The following is a 17,278-nucleotide window of genomic DNA, read 5'->3' as shown; positions in this document are numbered from 1 at the left end:
GGCCGGGGTCAGCGGGTCGTGGGCACCCAGTAGCGGCGCTTCGGGGTCGGGTCGTCCTCCGGGCCGGGGACGACGTCCTCGAGCACCCCGCCGCAGCCGAGGATGACGGCGGCCGAGCCGAGGTTGCCGTCGTCGCAGGTCACCAGGGCCTGCTCCACCCCGGCCTCCGCGAGCCGCTGGAGCGCGCTGGTCAGCATCAGCGAGGCGTAGCCGCGGCGCCGGAAGCCGGGCCGCACGCCGTAGCCGACGTGGCCGCCCCACCGGGTCAGCCAGTCGTTCAGCTCGTACCGGATCGAGACGCGGCCGGCGATCTCCCCGTCGACCACGAGGACCAGGAACTCGGCCGGGACGCGGCCTGCGGGCGGGTCGGTGCGCAGGGTGGGCAGCCGCTCCACGAAGTCGGCCCACGGCTCGTCCTCGCCGATCTCGAGGAGGAAGGTGAAGTCGTCCGCCGAGAGCTCGGAGTGGGCGGCGCGCACGGCCGCCTCGTCGTCGACGGTGAGGCTGCGCAGGACGGGCTCGGTGCTCATGGGGACACGGTCGCTGCTCCTGGGCGCCGCGGCCAACTCCTTTCGGGTCACCGGGAATGGATCGACGCGCGGCAGCATTGCACCCAGTGAGAAAAGTTGAGTCGATGCCACTCAAGAGACTTGTACGAGAGTCGGCAGCGACGCATAGTGGATCTCGACGAGCCCGGCTGAGCGATCAGCGGGGCCCCTGAGCCCGCCGCCGTCCGCCCCCGAGCGAGGCGGAGCGGACGCGGCCCACAGACAGGCAGCAGCAAACCCGAGCAGCCCGACCCCGACCGGGGAGGGCGCTCCACACCAGGAGGTACTCACCATGGCCCGTGCGGTCGGTATCGACCTCGGCACCACGAACTCCGTCGTGTCGGTCCTCGAGGGTGGCGAGCCCACCGTCATCGCGAACGCCGAGGGCGCTCGCACGACCCCCTCGGTCGTCGCGTTCTCCAAGTCCGGCGAGGTCCTCGTCGGCGAGGTGGCCAAGCGTCAGGCCGTCACCAACGTCGACCGGACCATCCGGTCCGTCAAGCGCCACATGGGCACGGACTGGAAGACCGCGATCGACGACAAGTCGTTCACGCCCCAGCAGATCAGCGCCTTCATCCTGCAGAAGCTCAAGCGCGACGCCGAGGCCTACCTCGGTGAGGACGTCACCGACGCGGTCATCACCGTGCCGGCGTACTTCTCCGACGCGCAGCGCCAGGCGACGAAGGAGGCCGGCGAGATCGCGGGCCTGAACGTCTCCCGCATCGTCAACGAGCCCACCGCCGCGGCCCTGGCCTACGGCCTGGACAAGGGCGAGGACCAGACGATCCTGGTCTTCGACCTCGGTGGCGGCACGTTCGACGTGTCCCTCCTCGAGGTCGGCGAGGGCGTCGTCGAGGTGAAGGCCACCTCCGGTGACAACCACCTCGGTGGCGACGACTGGGACAACCGCGTCGTCGACTGGATGGTCAAGAAGTTCAAGGACGCCAACGGTGTCGACCTGTCCAAGGACAAGATCGCCCAGCAGCGCCTCCAGGAGTCGGCGGAGAAGGCGAAGATCGAGCTCTCCAGCTCGTCCGAGACCACCATCCACCTGCCCTACATCACCCACGGCGAGTCCGGCCCCCTCCACTTCGAGGAGCGCCTGACCCGCGGCGAGTTCCAGCGCCTCACCGAGGACCTGCTCGAGCGGACCAAGAAGCCGTTCCAGGCCGTCCTCAAGGACGCCGGCGTCAACGTCTCCGCCATCGACCACGTGGTCATGGTCGGCGGCTCGACCCGCATGCCCGCCGTCTCCGACCTGGTCAAGAGCCTGCTCGGCGGCAAGGAGCCCAACAAGGGCGTCAACCCCGACGAGGTCGTCGCCGACGGCGCCGCGCTCCAGGCCGGCGTGCTCAAGGGCGAGGTCAAGGACGTGCTCCTGCTCGACGTGACCCCGCTGTCGCTGGGCATCGAGACCAAGGGCGGCGTCATGACCACCCTCATCGAGCGCAACACCACCATCCCCACCAAGCGGTCGGAGATCTTCACCACCGCGGACGACAACCAGCCGTCGGTGGAGATCAAGGTCGCCCAGGGCGAGCGCCAGATGTGGGCCCAGAACCAGCCGCTCGGCAACTTCGAGCTGACCGGCCTCCCGCCGGCCCCGCGCGGCGTGCCGAAGATCGAGGTCACCTTCGACATCGACGCCAACGGCATCGTCCACGTGATCGCCAAGGACCAGGCCTCCGGCAAGGAGCAGTCCATGACGATCTCCGGCGGCTCCGCGCTCTCCAAGGACGACATCGACCGGATGGTCCGCGAGGCCGAGCAGTACGCCGAGGAGGACGCCAAGCGTCGCGCCGCGGTGGAGACCCGCAACCAGGCCGAGCAGCTCGTCTACTCGACCGAGAAGTTCCTCACCGACAACGGCGAGAAGCTGCCCGAGGACGTCAAGACCGAGGTGCAGACCGACGTCGACGCCCTCAAGGCCACCCTCGAGAAGGAGGACGCCTCGGCCGAGGACATCGAGGCCGGCGTCAGCAAGCTCAACGAGTCCAGCCAGAAGATGGGTGCGGCCATGTACGCCGCGGCCGAGGCCGACGCGGAGGCCGCCGGCGGCACCACCGGTGCCACGGGCGAGGCCGACGACGACATCGTCGACGCCGAGGTCGTGGACGAGGACTCCACGGACGAGTCCAAGTGACCCAGGCCGACGACGCCGCGGGGCGGGAGCAGGACGCTCCCGCCCCCGGCGGCACCTTCGGAGAGGAGGCAGCGACGATGACCGAGGAGACCGAGGTCGAGCAGCCGCTGGCCGCTGACGAGACGAACGCCGACACCCCGGCCGCCGAGCCCGTGGTGGAGGAGACCGTCGACCCCGTCGCCGAGGCCGAGGCCCGCGCCGCCGAGCGCACCGCGGACCTCCAGCGCCTGCAGGCCGAGTTCGTCAACTACAAGCGGCGCGTCGAGCGGGACCGTGAGCAGCTGCGCGAGAACGCCACCTACCAGGCGCTCGCGCCCATCGTCGAGGTGCTGGACACCATCGACCGCGCCCGCGACCACGAGCCGCTCGAGGGCGGGTTCAAGGCCGTGGCCGAGCAGCTCGAGCGCACGGTGGCCTCCTCCGGCCTCGTCCGCTTCGGCGAGCCCGGTGACGCCTTCGACCCCAACCTGCACGAGGCGCTCTCCCACGTGGGCACCGACCCCGAGGTCAGCGTCACCACGTGCAAGGTGATCGCCAAGGCCGGCTACCGGATCGGCGACCGCGTCGTCCGCGCCGCCCAGGTGCTCGTGGTCGACCCGGCCGAGGGCTGAGCGACCAGCAGCACCCAGCACGACCCAGCAGCACCCAGCACCACCCGCCCGGCCCCGGAGCGGCGCCCCCGCGGCGCCCCCGGGGCCGGGGACCATGAGCGAGGGCACGACCCGCGTGAGCGAGAGGAGGAGGCCAGATGGCTGACAACGACGGCTTCCGCGCCGACTGGGCGCAGAAGGACTTCTACTCCGTGCTCGGCGTGAAGAAGGACGCCGGCGCCGACGAGATCAAGAAGGCCTACCGCAAGCTCGCGCGCGAGAACCACCCCGACTCCAACCCCGACGACACCTTGAAGCACGACCGCTTCAAGGAGGTCGCCGAGGCCTACGACGTCGTCGGCGACCCCGACAAGCGCACGAAGTACGACGAGTTCCGCAGCGCCTACGGCTCCGGCTTCCGCCCGGGCTTCGGGCACAACGCCGGCGGCACCAGCGGCTACGGCTTCGGCCAGCAGGGCGGGATCAACCTCGAGGACCTGCTGCGCGACCAGGGCGGCTCCGGCGGCTTCGGCGACATGTTCGGCGACCTCTTCGGCGGTGGCGGACGTCGCCAGCAGCGCCGGCCCCGGGCCACCAAGGGCGCGGACGTCGAGTCCAGCGCCACCATCAGCTTCACCGACGCCATCGACGGCGTGACGATCTCGCTGCGGCTCACCTCCGAGACCGCCTGCGAGACCTGCTCCGGCACCGGCGGCAAGCCCGGCACCAAGCCGCACGTGTGCCCTGAGTGCGAGGGCACGGGCTTCGTCACCAACAGCGTCGGCGGCGCCTTCTCGATGAACGAGACCTGCCCCGCCTGCGGCGGCCGCCAGCTCACCTACGACCAGCCCTGCCCCACGTGCCTGGGCTCCGGTCGCGGCCGCTCCGCGCGCACCATCCAGGCCCGCATCCCCGCGGGCGTGAAGGACGGGCAGCGCATCCGGCTGCGCGGCAAGGGCGCCCCCGGCGAGAACGGCGGCCCCGCCGGCGACCTGTTCGTCACGGTGAAGGTCTCCGGCCACCGGGTCTTCGGCCGCAAGGACGACAACCTCACCCTCGACGTGCCCGTCGGCTTCGACGAGCTGGCCCTGGGGGCCGAGGTCAAGGTGCCCACCCTCGGCGGCGCACCGGTCACCCTGCGGGTGCCGGCCGGCACCCCGGACGGGCGGACCTTCCGCGTCCGGGGCAAGGGTGCCCCCAAGGCGGACGGCTCCCGCGGGGACCTGCTCGCCACGGTCAAGGTGCACGTGCCCGCCCAGCTCGACGCCGAGGCGCGGGCCGCGGTCGAGGCGTACCGTGCGGCCATGGCCGACAAGCCGCTGCGCGCCAACCTGTTCAGCCAGGCCGGTCAGTGATGGCGGGCCGCCAGGGAGCAGGCGGGGGCAGCCCGTTCGGTGACCCGGACGCGGCCGTCTTCGTCATCTCCGTCGCTGCCGAGCTCACCGGCCTGCACCCGCAGACGCTGCGCACCTACGAGCGGATGGGGCTCATCACCCCCGGCCGCACCGGTGGGGGTGGCCGCCGCTACAGCCAGCGCGACGTCGAGCGGCTGCGCCAGATCGCCGAGCTGACGGCGTCCGGCACCGGCATCGAGGGCGTGCGACGCATCCTCGAGCTGGAGAACCAGGTCGACGCGCTCGCCGCCCGCAACGGCGAGCTCGTGGACGAGAACGAGCACCTGCGCGAGGCGCTGCGCCAGGCCGCGCTGCGGCTGCGCGCGGCGCAGGCGGGCGAGCCGGCGTCCGGTGCTCCCTCCTCGGGCGGGCGCCTGCCCGTGCTGCGCCGGCCCGACCCCGGCCAGTCGATGGTCGTCTGGCGCCGGGGGCGCTGAACGCCGCTCCCTCAGGCCTTTCCCTCAGGCCTGCGTGACCGCCGGGAGCGCCACCGTGAACACCGAGCCGCCGTACTGGCCGGGCTCGTAGCCGGCTCGGCCGCCCTGCGCCTCGGCCAGGCCACGCACCACGAAGAGGCCGAGGCCGGTGCCGGTGGCCACGGTGCCGCTGGCGCGGGAGAACTCCGCGAACAGCTGCGCGCGGAACTCCTCGGGCACGCCGCGGCCGTGGTCGACGACGTCGATCGCGACCAGGGCTCCCTCGGGCCGCACGTGCACGGACCAGGGCGCCTGCCCGTACTTCAGGGCGTTGCCGACGAGGTTGGTGACCATCTGCTCCAGGCGCAGCGGGTCCGCCACGACGCGCCGGTCGTCCTCGACGACCACCTCGACCTCGTCGCCGAAGCGGTCGGCGACGAGCGCCCGGACGGTCGCCTCGACGTCGACCTCGCGCGGGTCCAGCCGCAGCGTGCCCCGCTGGATCTGGGCGGTGGTGAGCAGGTCCGCGGTGATGCCGTCGAGGATGCGGGCCTGCCGCGAGACCGAGGTCATCAGCCGGGCCTGGGTCTCGCCGTCCAGGTCGGACCCGCCGCCCCACGTGCTGGCCTCCGCGATGCCGCAGATGACCGCGACCGGCCCGCGGATCTCGTGGGCCGCGGTGGCGATGGCGCGGCGCAGCACGGCGACGTCGTCCTGCCCCGAGTCGAGGTAGACGAGCAGCGAGGCGTGGCTGCTGCGGCGCAGCACCACCCGCGCGGTCGTGCCCCCGAGGTCGACCTCGAAGGCGGCGTCGTCGCTGAGCCGGTGGTAGGCCACCAGCGTGGCCAGGGGGCCGTTGACGAAGCCGAGGGGGCTGCCGACGTCCGCGCCGTCCAGCTGGCGCCGGGCCACCGGGTTGATCCGCAGCACCCGCAGCAGCGGCTCGTCGGCGAGCTCCACGACGCCCACCGGCGCGAGGTCCAGCGCCTCGGCCCAGGCGTCGCCCGCCCCGCCGCCCGCTCCGCCGATTGCCCCGCCGCCCGTCGGCGCCGGGTGCCGGTGGCCGGACGGGGCGGGGTGGTGCCCCTCCAGGACCACCTGGTCCGGGGCGGTCGGCTGCGCCACCGTCAGCGAGCGGGCGGTGGCCGCGGGCACGCCGGCCACCACGTCCTGGAGGTAGGCCAGCACGGAGTCCAGCGAGCTGCCCTTCTGCACGTAGCCGTCCGCGCCGTTGGCCAGCGCGCGGTCGGACATCTGCGTGGCGCCGAAGCCGGAGAGCACGATGATCGTGGCCTCGGGCACCGCGCGGCGCAGCGCCGGCAGCGCGTCGAGCCCGTCGACGACCGGCATCGAGAGGTCCAGGAGGACGATGTCCGGCTCGGTCTCGCGCACGACCTCCACGCCGCGGCGGCCGTCGCCGGCCTCGCCGACCACCTCGAACCCACCCCGGTGCAGCGCCAGCCTGAGCAGCTCGCGCAGGTCGGAGGTGTCGTCGATGATCACGACGCGGTGCCGGGTGCTGCTCATGGGGCCTCTTCGCGGGGGGAGGGCGGGCCTGGACTCTCAGGAGGAGACTGGCACGGATCGGTGCCCAGCGGGACCGGTTGGCGAGACGTGGGCCACACGTGGCGCCGCCGTGGCCACCCTGTGGCCCCGCGTCCCGCGGGGCGGCCCCCGGCGGCACGCGGGGCTGCCCGGGGCTGCGGGAAGAACGTCCCGAGTTGAGTGGAATAGGCTCAACTTTCTTGATGTTGAGCCAGGTGACCGCCACACTGGGTGGTGGGCCGCGCACGTCGCGGAAGTCGTCGTTCAGGAGGGGACAGGACTCATGAGCCAGTTCGGCGCCGAGAAGTTCACCACCCGCAGCCGCGAGGCCATCGAGGCTGCTCAGATCGCCGCCACGCAGGGCGGCAGCACCGCGACGGAGCCGATCCACCTGCTGGTGGCGCTCCTCGCGCAGGAGGACGGGGTCGCCCGCAGCCTCGTCACCAGGAGCGGCGTCGACGCCGGCGCGCTCGTCTCCGGGGCCCGTGCCGCGCTCGAGCGGCTGCCCCGCGCCACCGGGGCCACCGTGCAGCAGCCGGCCGCCTCGGCGGCCCTCACCCGCGTCCTCGCCGGGGCCCTCGACCTCGCGGGCTCGATGAAGGACGACTACGTCGCCAGCGAGCACCTGCTGATCTCGCTGGCCACCGTCGAGTCCAGCGCCCGCACCGTGCTCGCCGAGGCCGGGCTGAGCGCCGAGGCGCTCACGGAGTCGCTGGCCGCCGTGCGCGGCAACCGGCGGGTCACCAGCCAGGACGCCGAGGACTCCTACGAGGCCCTGGAGAAGTACTCCGTCGACCTCACCGCCGCCGCGGAGGAGGGTCGCCTCGACCCCGTCATCGGCCGTGACGCGGAGATCCGCCGCGTGGTGCAGGTGCTCTCGCGGCGCACCAAGAACAACCCCGTGCTCATCGGCGAGCCCGGCGTCGGCAAGACCGCCGTCGTCGAGGGCCTGGCCCAGCGCGTGGTCGCGGGGGACGTGCCCGACTCCCTCAAGGGTCGGCGGGTGCTCTCGCTCGACCTGGCGGCGATGGTCGCGGGCGCGAAGTACCGCGGCGAGTTCGAGGAGCGGCTCAAGGCCGTGCTCGAGGAGATCAAGTCCGCCGAGGGTCGGGTCATCACCTTCATCGACGAGCTGCACACGGTCGTCGGGGCGGGTGCCGGCGGCGACAGCCAGATGGACGCCGGCAACATGCTCAAGCCGATGCTGGCGCGCGGCGAGCTGCACATGATCGGTGCCACCACGCTCGACGAGTACCGCGAGTCGATCGAGAAGGACCCCGCGCTGGAGCGCCGCTTCCAGCAGGTCTTCGTCGGCGAGCCCAGCGTGGAGGACACCATCCAGATCCTCCGCGGCATCCAGGAGAAGTACGAGGCCCACCATGGCGTCCGCATCACCGACGCCGCGCTGGTCGCGGCCGCCGGCCTCTCCGACCGCTACATCACCGGCCGCCAGCTGCCCGACAAGGCGATCGACCTGATCGACGAGGCGGCCTCGCGGCTGCGCATGGAGATCGAGTCCTCGCCGGAGGAGATCGACCAGCTGCGCCGCCACGTGGACCGGCTGAAGATGGAGGAGTTCGCGCTCGAGAAGGAGCACGACGACGCCTCCGTGGAGCGGCTGGCCGCGCTGCGCGCCGACCTCGCGGACGCCGAGGAGGAGCTGCGCGCGCTGGAGGTGCGCTGGGAGCGGGAGAAGCAGACCCTCGAGGGCGAGGGCGAGCTGCGCCGTCAGCTCGACGCGCTGCGCGTGGAGGCGGAGAACCTCCAGCGCCAGGGCGACCTCGGCGGCGCCAGCAAGATCCTCTACGGCAGCATCCCGGCCCTGGAGCGGCAGATCGCCGCGGCGGCCGAGAGCGAGCCCACCGACGACCTCGAGCCCCTGGTGGGCGAGGAGGTCGGGCCCGAGCAGATCGCCGACGTCGTCGAGGCGTGGACCGGCATCCCGACCGGCCGCATGCTCGAGGGCGAGACCGCCAAGCTGCTGCGGATGGAGGAGGTCATCGGCGAGCGGCTGATCGGCCAGCGCGAGGCCGTCGAGGCGGTCAGCGACGCGGTGCGCCGCAGCCGGGCCGGCATCTCCGACCCGAACCGGCCGACCGGCTCGTTCCTCTTCCTCGGCCCCACCGGTGTCGGCAAGACCGAGCTGGCCAAGTCGCTGGCCGACTTCCTCTTCGACGACGAGCGGGCGATCGTCCGCATCGACATGAGCGAGTACTCCGAGAAGCACTCGGTGGCGCGCCTGGTCGGTGCCCCTCCGGGCTACGTCGGCTACGACGAGGGCGGTCAGCTCACCGAGGCCGTGCGGCGACGCCCCTACAGCGTCGTGCTGCTGGACGAGGTGGAGAAGGCGCACCCCGAGGTCTTCGACATCCTGCTGCAGGTGCTGGACGACGGCCGCCTGACCGACGGCCAGGGCCGCACGGTGGACTTCCGCAACACGCTGCTGATCCTCACCTCCAACCTGGGCAGCCAGCACCTGGTCGACCCGGGGCTGGACCCGGAGAAGCAGCGGGAGGCCGTCCTCGCGGTGGTCCGCAGCGCGTTCAAGCCCGAGTTCCTCAACCGGCTCGACGAGATCGTCACCTTCGAGGCGCTCTCCAAGGACGCGCTGGCCCACATCGTCGACCTCCAGCTGGCGCTGCTCGACACCCGGCTGGCGGCCCGGCGCATCCACGTCGAGGTCACCGACGCGGCCCGCACCTGGCTCGCCGACACGGGCTACGACCCGGCCTACGGCGCACGCCCGCTGCGCCGCCTCGTCCAGACCGCGATCGGGGACCCGCTGGCCCGGCTGCTCATCGGCGGCCAGGTCACCGACGGCGGCACCGTCCACGTGGACGTGGCACCGGAGGCCGACGGCACGGCCCAGGGCCTGGCCCTGAGCGTGCAGGAGTGAGCGTGAAGGAGTGAGCGTGCGGGCCTGAGCGTGCAGGCCTGACGGGCGCGCCCCGGAACGACAGCAGCCCCCGACCCGGTGAGGGTCGGGGGCTGCTGCGTCGTGCGGGTGAGCCTCAGAGGGTCTCGGTGTCGATGACCGCGCGGTAGCGGACCTGGCCGTGCACGACCTTGTCGTAGTACTCGTCGACCTGGTCGGCGGAGATGACCTCGACCGTCGCGGTGACGCCGTGCTCGGCGGCGAAGTCGATCATCTCCTGGGTCTCGGGCAGTCCGCCGATCATCGAGCCGGCCAGCGAGCGGCGGTTGACGAGCAGCGAGAACGCCGAGACCGACAGGTTCTCCTCGGGGGCGCCGACGTCGTGCAGCACGCCGCCGCGGTCGAGCAGGCCCATGTAGGCGTCCAGCCCGATGTTCGCGCCGACGGTGTTGACGATGACGTCGAAGGAGCCGGCGAGGTCGGAGAAGACCGAGCCGTCCTCGGTGGCGTAGTAGTGCTTGGCGCCGAAGGAGAGGCCGTCCTCCTTCTTCGCGTCGGTGCGGGAGAAGACGGAGACCTCCGCGCCCATGGCGGCGGCCAGCTTCACGGCCACGTGGCCGAGGCCGCCGAGGCCGACGACGCCGACGCGGGTGCCCGGGCCGACGTTGTGCTCCTTGAGCGGGTGGTAGGTGGTGATGCCGGCGCACAGCAGCGGGGTCACGGCGGCGTAGTCGGCCTCGGTGTAGGAGTCCGGGATCTTCACGACGAAGTGGTCACGGACGACGACCTGGCCGCTGTAGCCGCCCTGGGTCACCTCGCCGTAGTAGTCCTCGACGCCGTAGGTGCCGATGCCGCCCTTGAGGCAGTACTGCTCCTCGCCGTCCTTGCAGGGGGCGCACTCCATGCAGGAGTCGACGAAGCAGCCCACGCCGACGACGTCGCCGACCTGGTGGGTGGTCACCTGGTCGCCGACCTCGACGACGGTGCCGAGGATCTCGTGGCCGGGGGTGAGCGGGAAGTGGGCGGTGCCCCACTCCTCGCGCTTGGTGTGGATGTCGCTGTGGCAGATGCCCGCCCAGCGGATGTCGATGCGGACGTCGTCCGGGCGCAGGTCGCGGCGCTCCAGCTGGACGCGCTCGAAGGGCGCGTCGGCGGAGGCGGCGGCGAGTGCGGGAACGGTCACGGTCATGGGGAAGCTCTCCCAGGGGGTCGGGGTCGTGGTGGCACCACCCAGCCTGCCCCGTTTCCGCATCCGGAGGGGTGAGGGGTCGGCCACCAGGCCCCGGCGGTCCCCGGCGTGGCTCCGGGCCGCCCCCGCGGGTCCGGGGCCGGTCCCGGGCGGACGGCTCCCACCCGTCTGGAAGGATGGAGCCGTGAGCGACGCAACTCCGAGGCCGCCGCAGGTCGGGCTCGCGGCCTGGCTGATGATCCTGGGCTCGGTCGGCGTCGTCGTCGGCTCCTACGAGCGGGTCGCGGACCTGCGCTCACTGGAGAGCCGGGAGCAGGTCGCCGCGTGGGCCGCCTCCGAGCCGTGGAGCGGCCTGGACGTCACCACCACCCAGCTGCTCGACGTGCTGCACTGGGCGACGATCGTGCTGGCGCTGTGCGCCGTGGTCACCGCCATCCTCGGGTGGCAGGTGCGGCAGGGCTCGCGCCCGGCGCGGCTGGTGGTCACCGTGCTGGCCGCCCCGATCTTCCTGCTCGGCCTGGTCTCGGGGAGCATCCTCACCTCCATCGTCGGCGCCGCCGCCGTGATGTTCTGGCTGCCGCCGGGCCGCTGGTGGTTCGACCCCGACAAGGCGCCGCCGGAGTGGGACGCCTCCACCGCCACGCTGCGCCGCCCCGAGCGCCCGGCCCCGGCCCCGCGCGCCGGCTCGCCGGTCCCCCCGTCCCCGCAGGCCCCCGGCTCCGGGTGGCCGCCCGCCGGCGGTGCCGACGGCACGCCGCCCCCGCACCCGACCGCGTTCGGCGCGCCGCAGGCCGGGCCCGTGCCCGCGCAGCACCCCGGCGTCGTCACCGGCCGCCCCGGCCGGCCCTCCCCGGGGCGCAGGCCGCAGTCCGTGGTCTCGGCCTGCCTGCTCACCTGGGGCGTGGCCAGCATGATCGGCGTGGTGCTGCTGCTCTCGGGCGCCACCCTGCTGCTCACCGGCTCCGCCGAGGTCGACGCCGCCATCGACGACGCGCTCGCCCAGATGCAGGCCATCGACCCCGCCGCCGCGGAGGCGTTCGACCGCGGCACCCTGCTCGCGCTCATGCTGGTGATGATCGGCGGGCTCGTGCTGTGGTGCGTGGCGGCCGTCGTCCTCGCCGTGCTCACCTGGACCGGCCGCGAGTGGGCCCGCTGGATGCTGCTGGTCTCGGCCGCCCTGGCCGGCCTGTTCATGCTGCTGGGCGCCCTGGCCTCGCCGGTGCTCCTGCTGCCGGCCGGCGGCTGCCTGGTCACCGTGGTGCTGCTGGCCCGCGGGGACGTCAGCGCCTGGATGCGCGGGCAGTAGCCACCCGGCCCCGGGCCCTCAGGCGTGCAGGTCGGCGGCGAGCAGCCGCTCGACGGCCTGCGTCAGCACCTCGGGGCGCTTGCAGAACGTCCACCGCACCAGGTGCGTGCCGGCGTCGGAGTCGCCGAAGCCCTGCAACGGGATCGCCACGACCCCCGCGCGCTCCGGCAGGGCCCGGCAGAACGCTTCGCCGTCGGCCCACCCGAGGTGGGCGACGTCGGTGACGGCGAAGTAGGTGCCCTCCGGACGCGGCGGGGCAGCCCCCGGGGCCACCACCCCGGCCTGCACCAGGCCCGAGACCAGCAGGTCGCGGCGGCCCTGGAGGTCGCGGGCCAGCTCGCCCGGCCAGTGCGCGTGCTCGCGCAGCGCCACCTCGGCGGCCGGCTGGAGCGGAGCGCCGGAGGTGAAGGTGAGCCACTGCTTGGCCGCCAGCAGCGCACCGACCAGGTGCGCGGGGCCGGTCGCCCAGCCGATCTTCCAGCCGGTCAGCGAGAACGACTTGCCGAGGCTGGAGATGCTCAGCGTCCGCTCGGCCATCCCGGGGAAGGTGGCGGGCGGACGGTGCACCCGGCCGTCGAGGGTGAGGTGCTCGTAGACCTCGTCCGTGATCACCAGCAGGTCGTGCTCCACGGCCAGCGCCGCGACGGCCTCCAGCTCGGCGTCGGTGAGCACCGTGCCGGTCGGGTTGTGCGGGGTGTTGAGCAGGATCGCGCGGGTGCGGTCGGTGACCGCGGCGCGCAGGGCCGCCACGTCCAGCCGGAAGTCGGGGGCCCGCAGGGTGACGGGGACCCGCACCGCGCCGGCCACCTGGAGCATCGCGACGTAGGAGTCGTACCAGGGCTCGAGGACGAGGACCTCGTCACCGGGCTCGACCAGGCCCAGGACGGCGGCCGCCACCGCCTCGGTGGCGCCGGTGGTCACCACGACCTCGGTGGCCGGGTCCAGCGTGATGCCGTAGCGCTCGCGCTGGTGCTCGGCGATCGCCGCGCGCAGCCCGGGCGTGCCGGGGCCGGGGGCGTACTGGTTGTGCCCGGCGGCGAGCGCGGCCCGGGCCGCCTCGACGACCTCGGCCGGCCCGTCGACGTCCGGGAACCCCTGGCCCAGGTTCACGGAGCCGGTGGCCACCGCCAGCGCGGAGTAGCTGCTGAAGACGGTGGGCGCGATGCTCGCCAGCCGTGCCGCCGTGGGAGGTCGCCCGCTGCTGCCCTGCATGGCCCCACCGTAGGCGGCTGTGCCGGACGGCACGCGCACGTCTCGCGGGCACCGGGTTGAATAGCCCCCGTGCCTACCTCTGTGCCTGCCTCCGTGACCGACGAGAGCCTCGCCGCCGACATCGACGCCCGCTGCCGCCTGACCGGCACCTTCACCCTCCGCTCGGGGCAGGTGGCCTCGGAGTACTTCGACAAGTACCTCTTCGAGTCCGACCCCGGCCTGCTGCGCCGCGTCGCGCTCCAGATGGTCGACCTGCTGCCGGAGGAGACCGAGCTGCTGGGCGGCCTGGAGCTGGGCGGCGTGCCGATCGCCACCGCCGTCTCCGGCCTCACCGACCTGCCCGCCCTCTTCGTGCGCAAGAAGGCCAAGGAGTACGGCACCTGCAAGCTCGCCGAGGGCCCCGACGTCGCCGGGAAGAAGATCACCCTCATCGAGGACGTCATCACCACCGGCGGTGCCGTGCGGAACGCCACGAACGCGCTGCGCGAGGCCGGCGCGATCGTCGAGGTCGTCGTCTGCGCGATCGACCGCAGCCCGGAGGGCACCAACCCCCTGGCCGACGTCGGCCTCGAGGTCCGCCCCGTGCTGACCAAGGCCCAGCTCGACGCCGTGAGCGGCCGGTGACCTCGGCGCCGCAGGCCGTCGAGCAGGCGCCCCGCCGCTCGCGGGCGCTGCTGCCGCTGGACCTGGTCCGCGGCTTCCTCATCGGCATGGCAGAGCTCGTGCCCGGCGTCTCCGGCGGCACGGTCGCGCTGGTCACCGGCGTCTACGAGCAGCTCATCGGCTCCGCCTCGCACGCCGTCTCCGCGATCAAGCGGCTGGTGCTCGGCCCCGACCGGGTCGCCGGCTTCCGCACCGAGGTCGCCCGCACCGACTGGTGGCTGGTCGTGCCCGTGCTGGTCGGCATGGCCGCCGCGGTGCTGACCGTCGCCGGGGTCATGGAGTCCTTCGTGACCGGCCACCCCGAGCTGGCCCGCGGCCTGTTCTTCGGCCTGGTCGCCGTGAGCATCGTGGTGCCCCTGCGGATGCTCCCCCCGGCCGGACGACGGCACCCGGCCCTCGAGGTGGTGCTGGTGCTCGTCATGGCGGCCGTGGCCTTCGCGCTGGTCTCCCTGGCCGGTGGCTCGAGCGAGGCCGACCCGGCCCTGCCGGTGGTCTTCGTGGCCGCCGCGATCGCGATCTGCGCGCTGGTGGTGCCCGGGGTCTCCGGCTCGTTCTTCCTGCTCGCCGTCGGGCTCTACACCACGACGCTCACCGCGGTGGACGAGCGCGACCTCGGCTACATCGCCGTCTTCGGGCTCGGTGCCGTCGTCGGCCTGGCGTCCTTCGTGCAGCTGCTGCGGTGGCTGCTGGAGCACCACCGGCGCACCACGCTGCTGGTGATGGCCGGGCTCATGATCGGCTCCCTGCGGGCGCTGTGGCCGTGGCAGAGGGCCGAGGTCGCCGCGGACGGCGAGGCCCACGGCCCGGGGGCGCTCGTGGCGCCCTACGACCCGGTGCTGGGCCCCGTCCTGCTGGGTCTGCTCGGTGCCGTCGTCGTGGGCGTGCTGGTGCTGGTCGAGGAGGTCCGCGCGCGGCGCGCGGCCTGAGTCCTGGCCGTCAGCGCGAGCAGCGCGCCAGCCGACGGCGGGGCGCGACGGCCTGCGCCGGCGTGGTCTGCTGGCCGGCGGGCTGCGCCGCCCCGTCCGCCTGCTCGCCGTCGGTGCGCCGGCGCTCGCGCAGCCACTGCACCAGCATGGGCACGAAGAAGACCGCCATCACCAGGATCATCAGCACGTCGAGGTTCTCCCCGAGCCACGGGATGCCGCCCAGGAAGTAGCCGAGCAGCGTCACGGCGCTGACCCACAGGGTGGCGCCGACCGCGCTCCACACGAGGAAGACGCGGCGGCGCATCTGCGTGGCGCCGGCGACGACGGTGATGTAGGTGCGCACGAAGGCGATGAAGCGGCCGCCGACGAGCGCGACGGGGCCGTGGTCGTCGAAGAACTGCTGGGTGCGGTCGAACTGCGTGCGGGAGAGGAAACGGCTGTCGCGCTGGTACAGGGGCGGCCCGATCCGGCGGCCGATCTCGTAGCCCGCCACGTTGCCGAGGAAGGCCGAGAGCGACAGCAGGGCCACGGCGAGGACGACCTCGACCGCCTCGTTGCCGGGGAACAGGTCGAAGTGGCCGGCCGAGACGAAGATGCCGAAGCTGAACAGCAGCGTGTCGCCCGGCAGGAACGGGAACAGCAGGCCGCACTCGACGAACACGACGACCAGGCCCACCCAGAACAGGGCCGGCCCGAGCAGGTCGAGCCAGTAGGAGACGTCGAGGAAGTCCATCCCCAGCAGCATCGGCGTGACGACCGTCAGACTCCCCAGCACACCACCAGGCTACGCAGCCTCACTACGCTGCCACCTGTGCGGGACCAGGACGTGGAGGCCGGGGATGGAGTCGCTCACATCGGCGCTCCCAGGGAATATTCAGGGACGGTCGAGGAACCTGAGCGGGCTCCTTACGACCCCATGCCGCACGGGCAGCCCGTGGTCGGTGTCGGGCCCTGGGAGGGGACCTGGCCGGAGGGCCCGCAGTGGGACCCGGCGCTGCTCGCCGGCGGAGACCGCCGCAACGTCGTCGACCGCTACCGGTACTGGAGCCTGGAGGCGATCCGGGCGGACCTCGACACCCGCCGGCACGACTTCCACGTGGCCATCGAGAACTGGCAGCACGACTTCAACATCGGCACGGTCGTGCGCAGCGCCAACGCCTTCCTCGCCGCCGAGGTGCACGTGGTCGGCAACCGGCGGTGGAACCGCCGCGGCGCGATGGTGACCGACCGCTACCAGCACCTGCTCCACCACGCCGACGTGCCGGCGCTCGCCGCGCACCTGCACGCGCAGGGCGTGGCGCTGTGGGGCGTGGACAACCTGCCCGGCTCGGTGCCGCTGGAGACCGCGGTGCTGCCGCGGCGGGTGTGCTTCCTCTTCGGCCAGGAGGGTCCGGGGCTCTCCGACCGGGCCCGCGAGGCGTGCGACGCCACCTTCTCGATCGCGCAGTTCGGCTCGACCCGCTCGATCAACGCCTCGGCGGCCGCGGCCATCGCGATGCATGGCTGGGTCGTGCAGCACGCCGACCTCGCCGCCGGCACCACGTGGCGCGGCGGCGAGGCCGGGGTTCAGCGCGAGAGCCGGGAGTAGCAGAGCACCACGCGGCTGCGGGCGGTGACCGCCTGCGAGGAGTAGATCCAGTCGTCGGTGCTGGTCAGCGCGGGGCAGCGGTCCACGGCGCGCGCCCGGACCTGGCGCTGGGCCTTGGCGGTGCGCTTGCTCAGCTTCTTGGCGACGAAGGTGCCGGTGCCGCGGTAGGCGTGCGTCCGGTCGCACAGCGTGTAGAGGTACTCGGAGGTGACGCAGCGGGTCACGGAGCGGCGCGTGCGGCGCGAGACGTTGCTCGAGGTCACCTTCACGAGCTTCTCGGGCAGCTGGGCGAGGGCCTCGCCCGTGCCCTGGAGGGCGAGGTCGCAGCGGTACCAGCGGGCGCCGCGGGCGCGCTGCGCCGCGGTCGGCCAGAAGATGAGCGGCAGGTACATGGTCCGGTAGGAGACCCGGGGGTCGTCGGTGGTCCACGGGTCCGCGGCGGTGGCGCAGCGGCGCGCGATGGCGTGCGCGACCGCGTCGGTGTCGTCCCAGTCCGTGTCGGCGTCGAGCAGGCCCGTCCTCAGGACGACGGCCTGGTGACCCTTGGAGCACGCCACCGGGTCGACGGGCACGCTCGCCCGCTGGACCTGCTTCCACGTCAGCTTGTAGCAGTCACCCACCTGGGGCGCGCCCTTCCAGGCGCCGGCCGCGGTGGCGGGTGCCGACGTGGCGGCGAGCAGGACGAGCGGGCCGAGCAGCAGGGCGAGCAGCGACAGACCGAGACGGTGCATGGGTCCTCTTCCGGGAGGCGACGACGGGGACGGCCGTGGCCCGTGCGGGCGCGGCGCGCGCGGCATCCTAGGCAGCCCGAGCAGCGCGTGTCCGGCGAACGGACGTACTGCGACCGGCCCCACCACGCCTGCGGGGGTGAGCACCCTCGTCG

The 17,278-nt window shown here is 73.3% G+C and carries 15 protein-coding genes; 9 read left to right on the top strand and 6 right to left on the bottom strand.

Annotation, left to right across the window (positions count from 1 at the left end):
- Nucleotides 1-8 precede the first annotated feature (8 nt).
- Complete coding sequence (locus tag M8316_RS01025; protein ID WP_250051184.1) at nt 9-530, bottom strand: GNAT family N-acetyltransferase; 522 nt, start codon at nt 528-530, stop codon at nt 9-11.
- Nucleotides 531-840: 310 nt separating this feature from the next.
- On the opposite strand from M8316_RS01025, the gene dnaK reads away from it, so the two are divergent.
- From dnaK to M8316_RS01005, 4 genes are all read left to right on the top strand, one after another.
- A complete protein-coding gene (gene dnaK / locus M8316_RS01020; protein WP_250051183.1) occupies nt 841-2,691 on the top strand; it encodes a molecular chaperone DnaK in 1,851 nt (616 codons plus the stop codon).
- Nucleotides 2,688-3,302 (top strand): nucleotide exchange factor GrpE, encoded by a 615-nt coding sequence (grpE, locus tag M8316_RS01015; protein WP_250051182.1) that lies wholly within the window; start codon nt 2,688-2,690, stop codon nt 3,300-3,302. Before dnaK ends, grpE begins: the two co-directional genes overlap by 4 nt.
- A 137-nt stretch (nt 3,303-3,439) precedes the next feature.
- A complete protein-coding gene (gene dnaJ, locus M8316_RS01010) occupies nt 3,440-4,636 on the top strand; it encodes a molecular chaperone DnaJ (RefSeq protein WP_250051181.1) in 1,197 nt (398 codons plus the stop codon).
- The gene (locus M8316_RS01005; RefSeq protein WP_250051180.1) at nt 4,636-5,112 is read left to right on the top strand and encodes a heat shock protein transcriptional repressor HspR; all 477 of its coding nucleotides are present in this window, start codon (nt 4,636-4,638) and stop codon (nt 5,110-5,112) included. The genes dnaJ and M8316_RS01005 overlap by 1 nt, the downstream gene beginning before the upstream one ends.
- Nucleotides 5,113-5,136: 24 nt before the next feature.
- Here the strand turns inward: M8316_RS01005 and M8316_RS01000 are convergent, their stop codons facing one another.
- Complete coding sequence (locus tag M8316_RS01000; protein WP_250051179.1) at nt 5,137-6,618, bottom strand: hybrid sensor histidine kinase/response regulator; 1,482 nt, start codon at nt 6,616-6,618, stop codon at nt 5,137-5,139.
- A 301-nt stretch (nt 6,619-6,919) separates the two neighbouring features.
- Here M8316_RS01000 and clpB point away from each other — a divergent pair, with 301 nt between their 5' ends.
- The gene (clpB, locus tag M8316_RS00995) at nt 6,920-9,532 is read left to right on the top strand and encodes an ATP-dependent chaperone ClpB (protein ID WP_250051177.1); all 2,613 of its coding nucleotides are present in this window, start codon (nt 6,920-6,922) and stop codon (nt 9,530-9,532) included.
- Between the two features lie 115 nt (nt 9,533-9,647).
- On the opposite strand, the gene M8316_RS00990 is transcribed toward clpB, so the two are convergent.
- Nucleotides 9,648-10,700 (bottom strand): NAD(P)-dependent alcohol dehydrogenase, encoded by a 1,053-nt coding sequence (locus M8316_RS00990; RefSeq protein ID WP_250051175.1) that lies wholly within the window; start codon nt 10,698-10,700, stop codon nt 9,648-9,650.
- A 184-nt stretch (nt 10,701-10,884) separates the two neighbouring features.
- On the opposite strand from M8316_RS00990, the gene M8316_RS00985 reads away from it, so the two are divergent.
- Nucleotides 10,885-12,006 (top strand): hypothetical protein, encoded by a 1,122-nt coding sequence (locus M8316_RS00985; RefSeq protein WP_250051174.1) that lies wholly within the window; start codon nt 10,885-10,887, stop codon nt 12,004-12,006.
- A gap of 18 nt (nt 12,007-12,024) precedes the next feature.
- Here M8316_RS00985 and M8316_RS00980 read toward each other — a convergent pair whose 3' ends face one another.
- Complete coding sequence (locus M8316_RS00980; RefSeq protein WP_250051173.1) at nt 12,025-13,218, bottom strand: aminotransferase class I/II-fold pyridoxal phosphate-dependent enzyme; 1,194 nt, start codon at nt 13,216-13,218, stop codon at nt 12,025-12,027.
- 93 nt (nt 13,219-13,311) lie between these two features.
- On the opposite strand from M8316_RS00980, the gene pyrE reads away from it, so the two are divergent.
- Both pyrE and M8316_RS00970 read left to right on the top strand, forming a co-directional pair.
- Nucleotides 13,312-13,842 (top strand): orotate phosphoribosyltransferase, encoded by a 531-nt coding sequence (pyrE, locus tag M8316_RS00975; protein WP_250051172.1) that lies wholly within the window; start codon nt 13,312-13,314, stop codon nt 13,840-13,842.
- Nucleotides 13,839-14,807, top strand: a complete 969-nt coding sequence (locus M8316_RS00970; RefSeq protein ID WP_250051171.1) for a DUF368 domain-containing protein — start codon at nt 13,839-13,841, stop codon at nt 14,805-14,807. The genes pyrE and M8316_RS00970 overlap by 4 nt, the downstream gene beginning before the upstream one ends.
- 10 nt (nt 14,808-14,817) lie before the next feature.
- Here M8316_RS00970 and M8316_RS00965 read toward each other — a convergent pair whose 3' ends face one another.
- Entirely contained in the window at nt 14,818-15,582 is a 765-nt protein-coding gene (locus M8316_RS00965; RefSeq protein WP_250051170.1) for a DedA family protein, read from the bottom strand.
- Between the two features lie 141 nt (nt 15,583-15,723).
- On the opposite strand from M8316_RS00965, the gene M8316_RS00960 reads away from it, so the two are divergent.
- Nucleotides 15,724-16,395, top strand: coding sequence for a TrmH family RNA methyltransferase (locus tag M8316_RS00960; protein ID WP_250051169.1), 672 nt, complete (start codon nt 15,724-15,726; stop codon nt 16,393-16,395).
- Here the strand turns inward: M8316_RS00960 and M8316_RS00955 are convergent.
- A complete protein-coding gene (locus tag M8316_RS00955) occupies nt 16,374-17,126 on the bottom strand; it encodes a septum formation family protein (protein WP_250051168.1) in 753 nt (250 codons plus the stop codon). The two genes, M8316_RS00960 and M8316_RS00955, sit on opposite strands and share 22 nt — an antisense overlap.
- Between the last annotated feature and the right edge of the window lie 152 nt (nt 17,127-17,278).

This window comes from Nocardioides bruguierae, from assembly GCF_023554635.1.
In the GTDB taxonomy this organism is placed as follows: domain Bacteria; phylum Actinomycetota; class Actinomycetes; order Propionibacteriales; family Nocardioidaceae; genus Nocardioides; species Nocardioides bruguierae.
The sequence above is the reverse complement of the archived record's forward strand: the minus strand, read 5'-3'. Positions and strand labels throughout refer to the sequence as shown.